The sequence below is a fragment of the uncultured Anaerovibrio sp. genome (genome assembly GCF_947302755.1).
Taxonomy (GTDB): Bacteria; Bacillota; Negativicutes; order Selenomonadales; family Selenomonadaceae; genus Anaerovibrio.
Genome location: NZ_CAMYWM010000095.1, coordinates 1 through 9542 on the forward strand (window position 1 = coordinate 1; position 9542 = coordinate 9542).

Below are 9542 nucleotides of genomic sequence, written 5' to 3' on the forward strand. Positions count from 1 at the left end.
GCCGGCATTGAGGGCTTTCATGTAGTCCTTGGCAATGCTGCGCACGCGGGCAGAGGCCTCCTGTACGGTGAGGCCTTCGAGCCCTTTGGTGATATTCGAGATGTTGTTCTGCTCCGTGCCGGTCTGCACGACGACATGGTCGCCGGTTTCGGAGTTCTTCTGCGCGCCAGCCAAAGCGTCCTGAAATGCTTTTACGGCTGCGTCGTTGTTCATTGTGGAGTCGAGAAGGTTGTTGGCTCCTTCGTGGGCTTGGGCTTTTTGCTCAGGGGTGAGGGAACCAGGCTCAGGCGGTGTTGGCCCAGGTGGCGTAGGTCCCGGTGGTTCAGGAGGTGTAGGAGGTGTAGGAGGCGTAGGCCCCGGTGGCTCAGGTGGTGTAGGGCCGGGAGGCGTCGGAGTTCCGCCGCCAACCTTAGTGAATTTTTCCTGGAAGGAGTCTGTTTCACCGGTCAGATTACCACCTACCAGGGCAAAGCTTCCGTTTGAAAAGCTTACCAAGCCCATGTGTATCAAATTATCTTCGGAGGCCGTATATACTTTGTCAGGGTCGCTTTCCGAATCGTTCTTGGTGGCAACGGCTTCCACCAACACATTACTCATGTCGGGATCGCTGCCCGTATTCAATTGTGCATAGTCACCGATAGCGACCTGCCCGCCCAAAACATGAATTTGGTTATAGCTGTTGCCGTTGGCGTTCAGAACCGTATTTTGGCCAATCTTGACCACATTATCAGTGGCATTATAGGTAGTGCCGTTAGAATAAAAGCTCTTATTACCCATAACCAGTGAATACTGACCATTGTTGGTCGCCGTCAGATCAATAGTAGAATTTTCGGTCTGGAGTCTCACATGGTCATCCAGTATGATGCCGCCAGCCAATACCCCCAAATAATGCTTCATATTGATCGTAGCAGGATTGGTCTCCCCACCCTCAAAGACTACCATAGCATTATTGGTATTGATTTCCGGACCCCAGCCCCCTGAGGTCAATTTGCCGAAGCCAGTGGCGTCAAGGTTTTGCATGGTGCTCAGGGTCAAATAGTTGGCGTTAATGAGGGAGCCCTGACGGAAAATGATGCCGTTGGGATTCGCCAAAATCAAATGACCGTTACCAATGTCATTCAAGGTACCGTAAATATTGGACATCTGATTGCCGGTAACCTGGTTCATCAAAACGAAGCCATTGCCGGTATCGAAGTTTAAGGTTTTTCCTGCACCAATATCAAAGGTTGCCCAATTAATCAGGGCGTTGCTGGTAGCAGTGATAGTAGCGTTGTCGGCTGGGTTCGCAACGAGACCTGTGACCGTACCCGTAACGATAGATCCCCCCGTAGGCATGTCAGCGGCATATACTGTCCCCCCAGCGGAGACGGTCATGGTAGCGGCTATCGCTGCTGCCAGCAGTTTCTTTTTAATTTTTCTTGACATGGACATAGTGGTCAACTCCTTTATATATGTCCTGATTTACATTCTAATATGGTTTGTACCAGATGTCAGAAGGTCTTGGTCAACGTGAAGGTCCAAGGACGTATTGAATTACCGTTGTCCAGGCCTCCGTAGCTCATGGGATGAGCATAGTCGATGCTGGCATACAGCCCAAGCTTGTCACTTCCGAACCGATACCCTATTCCGAAAGAGGAAATATGTCGGTTCCCTGTTTCGCCGAGATTAACCGAATTATTGGACAGCCAGGCCGCATCCATAAACATCACAAATCTGGAATCCGGGATAAACTGCGGCGTGTAAATCTCGAAGCTGCCGCCAATACCATTGTCGCCTGTGGCCACCCGCTCCTTGAAGCCCCGTACACTTCCAAGGCCCCCTGCGCCGAACTGCTCGCTTTGTACAAGATCATTTGGTGTCCATTGGGCACCGGCAGCTACGCCAATAATCCAGTCATTCGTGGTTTTGTATTGATAGCCTGCGCCGAGACGGAATATGTTGAAGCCCTTATCGGTGTTGGGACGGACAGCAGCATAGTCATCCTTGTTGCCAATCAGGTTGGTGGTCCAGCCGATGTTCCAGGAGAAAGTATCCTGATCGCCTCTCGTCACATCATAATAGGTGGTGGAAAAGGTCCCGACCTCGTAGTTGGTGCCCATGTTGTCAGGAAGCTGAATACCTGCCGCCCGGGCGATCCAGTTCTGGGCGTTATCGTATTTCTTGTAGTCGAAGCCAAAGTCGAGGATTTGACGGTGTGCCCTGCTAAAGTACAAATTCCGCTGATAATGCAGGCTGGCAGTATGCCCTTTGCCTGTCGCCTCCAAGTCAATCTGGCCGAAGTTAGCGATTTGCCCCATATCCACGTCTGAATAGCTGTAGGCGAAGAACATGCTGTCGCCGCTGTTGGGGAAAATCGTCTTGTAGGTCAGGCCCACCTGCTTTACATCGGAAAAATGCTCATCCGGCGAGGTGGTATATGCGATGCCCAGGGCATCACCATTTTTCGTGATATCGGTATTCAGCCAGCTGAGAGACAACCGGTAGTCACCGGAATACTTATTTCCTGTGTTATTGAAGGATATGGCGAATTTGTCATTTTTGACCTCTTCAACGAACAGAGTCAGGCGGTATTCTTGATCACCAATCGGCGTAAATGCGGACTCAATTTTCATGACCTGCCCATCGTTCAGCAGAGAAAGCTGGCGTGAGAGCTGTCCGGGACGTACAAGGGGACGGGTGGCCTCCGGAACAAGATATTTGATTTCCTCCTCTGAGTGGTTCTTGTTCCCCTTAATCACCAGCTCGGTGACAATAAATGAGTTCTCACCTGTCTCAGCCATTACAGAGCCTGGGGGCTCCGGATTGTAAAGTACAGCGGCATCCGCAGTGCCCAAAGAGCAGGATAACACCATGGTGAGGACAGCGAAAAGGAGTTTTTTCTTTTTGTAAAGCTTCATAATACATTCCCTCCGTCTGAAATATTTACATTTTTTAGTTAATAAAGTTGGATTACGAAGAAGCAGAGCACCTTCAAGTACATTGCAGCCTTTGACAATTGCAGCTTCAAGTGCATTGTTCCTGAGAATTGCACCTTTTGATGACTGGAAAATTTCACCAATCAGGGTCTGCCTCCTACTGAGTGCATTAAAAAAGCACAAGGGCATAAAAATCCCTTGTGCTTAAAAACGAAATTTACAGCATACGAAACACAGCGCACAGAAGCACGGTGCACGCGACCTGTATTATTTCCAACACATATGTTCGTTATGTATGTATATATAAACATACAAATTCCTGAAGTGGATAGACGCAATGAAGTCATATTTACTTACTCCTTTTAATATGGCCACAATCTTACAAGCAATCCTCCACAAAACAGGAACCCACACCCATGTCCGAATTTTGTTTTATCGATTCTGCTTTCCTCTTACAAATACAAATATTCATTTTTTATTATAACAGAGGATACCTTCTATAAAAAGTAAAAAATCATTAACGCTATATTCATTATCAGATGTTAACGGGTGTTAAGACTCCCTCCTCCAGGGTGGGAGAAAATCACCCATAACGGTCAGCATCAGCTGCTCAGCTAAGACCATGATCTTGCTTTGAAGCTGACACTTTACCATAGGGCCTATTAACCAATAGGCTTTGCCTCTTGGATACGTCCGCAAAGCTCTGGATTAATTCGGCTGCATTCAGTGGGCGTATACATCTCCCACTAAATAAGTCTCACTTAGCAATAGTCAGTTTTTTTACCGCAATAGCTGTAAAACATTACTACTATCCTGATTAGCCTGCCCCAGCATAGATTGGGCCGTCTGCATTAGCACATTGGCTCTGGTATATGCCGTAAAGCTCTTAGCCATGTCGGCATCGCGAATAACGCTTTCTGATGCAGTAACATTTTCATGGGCCGTCGTAATGTTGGCTGCAGTAAATTCCAGCCGGCTCTCCACAGCACCGATTATCGTTTGCTGCTTAAGGGCCCGGCTTATGGCCCGATCAATAACTGTAATGGCCGAAACAGCCTTTTCCCGGGTAGCCACACTTACCGCTGTTCCATCGGATTTAGTAAGCCCCAACGCCTCACAACGCATATCACCCAGCCCAATGCTGATGGTCTGGGAAGCCTTGGTACCTATCTGGAAATAAGCACTCTTTTCCGGCTCGGAATTTGCCGCCTGCTTGGCCATATAACGAAGAACCATATACCCCGCTGCATAGGCACTATCATCCGAAGGAGCCCCGGAATGCTCCAGTACATCCTTTAACGTATCAGGGTCGTTGGCCAGGGACTGGATTTTCCCCTTGCGATAATCATCTATACCATGTACCAGCTCTGCCATGCCTTCCTTAACATATTTAGGCAATTCATTAAAATTTTTGATATTGGCAGCCATAATGGCATGGGTCATTTCATGGGCCAAGGTACGGTCCAGGTAAAGCTGATTCGGGTTATCCTTTACCGCACCATTTTTATCAGTGAGATCAAGGTTGTTATAGTAGTGCATATTAACGGTGAGTTCCAGCTTGCTGGTAACACCATCATTATAGTAGTTTCTTACATAAGCCAAATTGTCAGAAGATGCATCATCCTCAAATTTTACATCAATAGACCTCACAGAAGTGCCCTTCTCCCAGAAATTAATGGCAAAGGACTCATCCACCAGCCACATACAGTTAGTGAGCCACTGGCTGTCCAGGGCACCGGCAATAGCCTTTTGCATGTCGTCACTAATATCATCGGGCCAATTCACCGTAAGTCCCCTGATAAAGGAGCTGCCCGTGGTATTGCCACCATAAGATGTTTTTTCTTCCGGTACAACGGACTCTGCTGTTTTTGTCTGCTCACTGCCAGCATCAAGGCCGGTAATGGATCCCGTATCATCATTATTCAGATTGATACCACAAACCTCCAAAAGGTCCCCATTACTGTTTCTCATAGCCTCAACAAAGCTATTTACAAGGGCTGCCTCATCCTCAAACATTCCAGAGGAACCAAATTTTATAGCCCCATCCAAAAGCTCCTGAGGCGTGCCGGAGGTGCATCCATCCAAATAAGTCATAAATGAAACAATGGAATCCTGCTGATCCGCTACCACATTGCCCCCCATAGCACCATTGACCAAATACTTTCCATTAAAGGTAACCATAGCATTATCATCAATCTGGTTCATAAGCTGGTCCAGCTCTTTTTGAATAATGGCCCGATCACTGTCAGTATTAGTATCATTAGCTGCATCAATGGCCTTAGCTTTAAAGGTTCTAAGGGCATCCACCGTAGAAGACACCGCTCCTTCGGCTACCTTCATCATGCTGGAACCATTTTGTGTATTGGTTAGGGTCGCATCGAGGCTTCGTACCTGTATCCGCATTCGTTCACTGATAGCATATGCCGAAGCATCATCTGCCGCACTGTTAATTTTCATGCCAGAGGACACCTGCTGGAGCTGTTTGGCTAGTTCCTTACTGTTCCGTCCCAGAACATTTAAGGTATTGATTGCCGACATATTATTCTTAACCACCATGGCCATAGCGTATCATCCTTTCTGCGCTATCCCCATTGCTGGGAAATCTTCCATGTTTTTAGCCATAACTGTAAAATATACACTTATTGTTTCTATTATCGGAATAACCACCAATAAACTTAATAGATTTAGCATTTTGCCTATTCTTCTAAAAAAGCTGCTATTCTACCATACTTCTGACTATTGTGGCAAAACGATAGTCACCCTGCTCACATTTACATTGAGTTTTCTGTCCTTTAAATATGATGTTACACTATGGCAGCAGATAGTACGACAGTCCTTTCATCGGCAAAATAAACCCCGTAATATATACAATAAATCGCAATATATTTGGCCGATTCTATGGTATAATTGAATAAGACTCATAGAAGTTTATATGGGAAGGTGAGCAAGGATGAAATACATAAATGTCTGCGAAGCGGCTTCGAATTGGAAGGTATCGGAAAGAAGTGCAAGAAATTATTGCGCCACTGGCAAGGTGAGAGGCGCAGTATTGGAGGATAAAACCTGGAAAATACCTGCTGATGCCCCTAAGCCTCCAAGAAAACCACGGGCAGGCAAAATAGCTGACGATTTGCTGACCAGACTACAACAGGAAAAGGTGGCTGGAATAAAGGGCGGTATATATCACAAGGTCCAGATAGAATTAACCTACAATTCCAACCACATTGAGGGCAACAGCCTCACCCATGACCAAACAAGATTTATTTTTGAAACCAATACGATTGGTGTAGACAGTGATGCGATCAAAGTGGACGATATAGTTGATACGGCCAATCACTTTTGCTGTATCAATATGATAATCGATGCCGCCAGATACAAGCTAAGTGAATCCTTTATAAAGCAGCTCCATTTATGCTTAAAATCGGGGACCTCTGACAGCCGAAAATCATGGTTTGCTGTGGTGGATTATAAGAGATTGCCTAACGAAGTAGGCGGTCTTGTCACCACTGCCCCGGAAAATGTGTCATTAAAAATAAAACAATTACTAAAAAAATATAATTCGGAGAAAGAGAAATCCTTTGAGGATATAGTGGCATTTCATCATGATTTTGAAATAATTCACCCATTTCAGGATGGCAACGGACGTATAGGGAGACTGATAATGTTCAAGGAATGTTTAAGAAACGGCATTACACCATTTATCATCAGTGAAGATTTAAAGTGGTATTATTATCGAGGATTAAAAGAATGGATAAAGGAACCAGGCTATTTGTTGGACACCTGCCGAACAGCCCAAGACAGATTTAAGGTTTGGTTGGACTATTTTAAAATAAAAAACACGAAAAGGCCCTAGCCATCCCAAAAATAAGATGGTTAGGGCCTTATAATATGGTCAAAGCTTCCGACTTCCACCGAATATGCGGTGGAGATGAAGCATACTACACCCTAGGTACTTAATAGAAATTTTTGATATTAAACATACTTACGCATCACTTTAAAAAAATCTTTCTTGGCATTAAATATTGACATAATATTTACAATGTTTCTTTCATTATCTATTAAATAAAAAAAGAGATAATCTTCATAGACAATGTACCTATACCCAGCACTACGCAAAATCCTGTCTTTAGGGAATGCTCCCCTATCCGGTAAAGAAATCAGCTTTTTACACTCATCACGAAGCTCTAGCACAAAATTCTTAGCCACTTCAATATCCTTCGATTTTCGAGCAATCCAAATAGCAATGTCCCGTAAATCTTGCTTCGCTGTATCAGTCAGATTGACAGTATAATTCATATTTCAAGCCCATCCAGTTCTGATAGAATATCAGCAAAAGCTGCATCAACCTCTTGAACCCTACCCAATTTCACATCATCTGCCGCTTGAGCCAAATGTGAGTATACAGCCAATTTGGCTTCGAGTTCAGTAATATAATTCTGTTGCTCCATATAATCATCGTGGCAAAGAACAACAATATCCTCTTTACCGTTGACAGTAATAGCAACTGGATTTTTCCTGGATAAAGCTGAAATCTGTGCATAATTGCTTCTTAAATCCTTGGATGGTCTTATGGAGATTGCATTTGACATATCTATCGCCCCCTGTAGTCATATTATATTTTATTATGACTACAAGTGTCAAAGAATTTTATTAAACTCATATATCATACTCTGCCCCAGAATACATCTGGGAGACTTTATCCCCAAGTACCCTTTGCAAAATAGGGTAGGCTTCATCCCCGGTGCAATGCCCCGTTATAACCCTCTGAATTCCTGTAGCTTCAACGCGTTTTGCGAAGGCCTCCACCTCCTCAGGAGATGTTTTGTATAAATGGAAGCCGCCAATTATGGCATATATTAGAGCATCATTATACTGCTTTTGAACTTCATTGATAATATTATCTGCGCCGCCATGGGAGCAGCTGTTAAATATGACAAGACCTTTTTCAGTTTCAAAAACCAGACTTTGTTCATGGGCAAATAGCTCAGGAAAAAACAAATCATTTTCCATGGTAAACATTTTCGCCTTTTTACCAGGCTCTGTCATATCAAATAAGTGCGGCACCAAAGTTACACCCTTACAGATTTCATAGATGCCATCAACATATTTTATTCTGGATTTGAACTTTTCCAGCCATCCCTTGTGGATACCGATATATTCCATTCCCTCTTCCTTTTGGGAGTAACAATTTTCCTTGCAGGAGCTCCTTAGCAGCATGGATGCCTTTTGGTTTTCCTCGAAAAATGCCCCCATGCCATCTGAATGGTCATAATGGGCATGGGATAATACTGCCACATCCACCTTGGATAGGTCCACTCCTGCCACCTTTGCATTATTGGAAAAGCCCTCCGAGGCTCCGGTATCCAACAAAATTTTATTATCGTCATATTCAATATAAATTGAAAGGCCCCACTCATTTAAATAATTTACCGCTGGCAGATTATCCATTAACACCTTAATTTTCATATATACACTTCTTTCTTCGCGCCACTCTTTCCATAATAATACATTCCTGTCCTTCGACAATCATATCTAAAGTCGTACAAATATAGTTATATTATACCGCCATTGTTCAATTATTCCTAAAAATATATCTTTATATTAGTTGGCCATTTTTCCAACCAGCTCATCCTTCCCCTCCTCAAATTCTGATGATAGAATGCAGCTAATCTAAGAAGAGTTGCGGCCCTATTTTTTAACCCTATCCAATTCTGACAGTGTACGCATAATCATTACTTTTTCCTTTTAGCAGAGTATTCTGCCCTCTGCTCATGTACTGCATAAGCCTGTAAGGATTCTGGAAAAGTTATATTTTGCACACAAAATGCCGTACCAGCATAGGGCCGTTATCAATGTTTATATAACTTAGGATATAATATTTACACCATGATGCATATATGATAAAATCGAAACAAAGAAAACCAAGAAATCAAAGAATTCTGTAAGGAGATGAAATCATGTCAACTATACCTTATGACAGAAAGATAGTAAGTATATCCTCTAAACGACAGATTACAATTCCCCAAAAATACTTTAAAATGCTTGGTTTTGAGAGCGAAGCAGAATGTATTTTGAGAGGAAATGAGCTGGTAATAAAGCCTGTACAAATACTTTCAGATAGTGAATTTTCTGAGCAAATTTTGGCTGAGTTAATAGAGGCAGGATTATCCGGAAACGAATTGCTGGAAGCATTTAAGGCAAAACAGGCGGATGTTAAATACGCCGTTAAAAATATGATAGCTGAGGCTAAAAAGGTTGCAGAGGGTAAAGCAGAATACGCAACTATGGATGATGTTTTCAAGGAGTAAAATATGGCTGAAATCAGATTCCTACCTCCCGCAGCAAAGTTCTTTAAAAAGATTAAGGATAAAAAACTAAAGAAAATTTTTGAATCAACTATCAAATTAATAGCTGATGATCCTACGATTGGTGAAGCAAAAATCGGAGATTTAGCGGGTATTTATTGCTATGATGTGTATTACGCACGAACAAATTATGAAATAGCATATACCATAGATGTAAATGAGTCCGGTGATATTGTAGTAATCATAATGTCTGGAACCAGAGAAAACTTCGTAAGCGTCAAAGTTTAAGTCGTCTTCCCGCCAGCCCTTTCTCGTGGCATAA

At 43.5% G+C, this 9542-nt stretch carries 9 protein-coding genes and 1 pseudogene; 3 read left to right on the forward strand and 7 right to left on the reverse strand.

Annotation, left to right across the window (positions count from 1 at the left end; genetic code table 11):
- The 4 genes and pseudogenes from Q0Y54_RS09260 to Q0Y54_RS09275 all read right to left on the reverse strand — a co-directional run.
- On the reverse strand, window positions 1-1425 hold a 1425-nt coding region (locus Q0Y54_RS09260; protein ID WP_297966697.1), incomplete at its 3' end, for a filamentous hemagglutinin N-terminal domain-containing protein.
- Window positions 1426-1490: 65 nt separating this feature from the next.
- Window positions 1491-2897: a ShlB/FhaC/HecB family hemolysin secretion/activation protein gene (locus tag Q0Y54_RS09265; protein ID WP_297966700.1), complete on the reverse strand. Its 1407-nt coding sequence runs from the start codon at window positions 2895-2897 to the stop codon at window positions 1491-1493.
- 798 nt (window positions 2898-3695) lie between these two features.
- The gene (locus Q0Y54_RS12660; protein ID WP_366072587.1) at window positions 3696-5057 is read right to left on the reverse strand and encodes a flagellin; all 1362 of its coding nucleotides are present in this window, start codon (window positions 5055-5057) and stop codon (window positions 3696-3698) included.
- Window positions 5058-5477, reverse strand: a pseudogene (locus Q0Y54_RS09275) (flagellin); the annotation flags it as partial.
- 388 nt (window positions 5478-5865) lie between these two features.
- On the opposite strand from Q0Y54_RS09275, the gene Q0Y54_RS09280 reads away from it, so the two are divergent.
- The gene (locus Q0Y54_RS09280; RefSeq protein ID WP_297966703.1) at window positions 5866-6768 is read left to right on the forward strand and encodes a Fic family protein; all 903 of its coding nucleotides are present in this window, start codon (window positions 5866-5868) and stop codon (window positions 6766-6768) included.
- Between the two features lie 119 nt (window positions 6769-6887).
- On the opposite strand, the gene Q0Y54_RS09285 is transcribed toward Q0Y54_RS09280, so the two are convergent.
- The 3 genes from Q0Y54_RS09285 to Q0Y54_RS09295 all read right to left on the reverse strand — a co-directional run bounded on the left by Q0Y54_RS09285 (window position 6888) and on the right by Q0Y54_RS09295 (window position 8381).
- Window positions 6888-7211: a type II toxin-antitoxin system RelE/ParE family toxin gene (locus Q0Y54_RS09285; protein ID WP_297966706.1), complete on the reverse strand. Its 324-nt coding sequence runs from the start codon at window positions 7209-7211 to the stop codon at window positions 6888-6890.
- Window positions 7208-7504: a type II toxin-antitoxin system Phd/YefM family antitoxin gene (locus Q0Y54_RS09290; RefSeq protein ID WP_297966709.1), complete on the reverse strand. Its 297-nt coding sequence runs from the start codon at window positions 7502-7504 to the stop codon at window positions 7208-7210. The genes Q0Y54_RS09285 and Q0Y54_RS09290 overlap by 4 nt, the downstream gene beginning before the upstream one ends.
- 67 nt (window positions 7505-7571) lie before the next feature.
- A complete protein-coding gene (locus Q0Y54_RS09295; RefSeq protein ID WP_297966712.1) occupies window positions 7572-8381 on the reverse strand; it encodes an MBL fold metallo-hydrolase in 810 nt (269 codons plus the stop codon).
- A gap of 491 nt (window positions 8382-8872) precedes the next feature.
- Between Q0Y54_RS09295 and Q0Y54_RS09300 the strand changes: the two genes are divergently transcribed.
- Window positions 8873-9223, forward strand: coding sequence for an AbrB family transcriptional regulator (locus Q0Y54_RS09300; protein ID WP_027396581.1), 351 nt, complete (start codon window positions 8873-8875; stop codon window positions 9221-9223).
- A gap of 3 nt (window positions 9224-9226) precedes the next feature.
- Window positions 9227-9508, forward strand: coding sequence for a type II toxin-antitoxin system RelE/ParE family toxin (locus tag Q0Y54_RS09305; RefSeq protein ID WP_297966717.1), 282 nt, complete (start codon window positions 9227-9229; stop codon window positions 9506-9508).
- Window positions 9509-9542 lie beyond the last annotated feature (34 nt).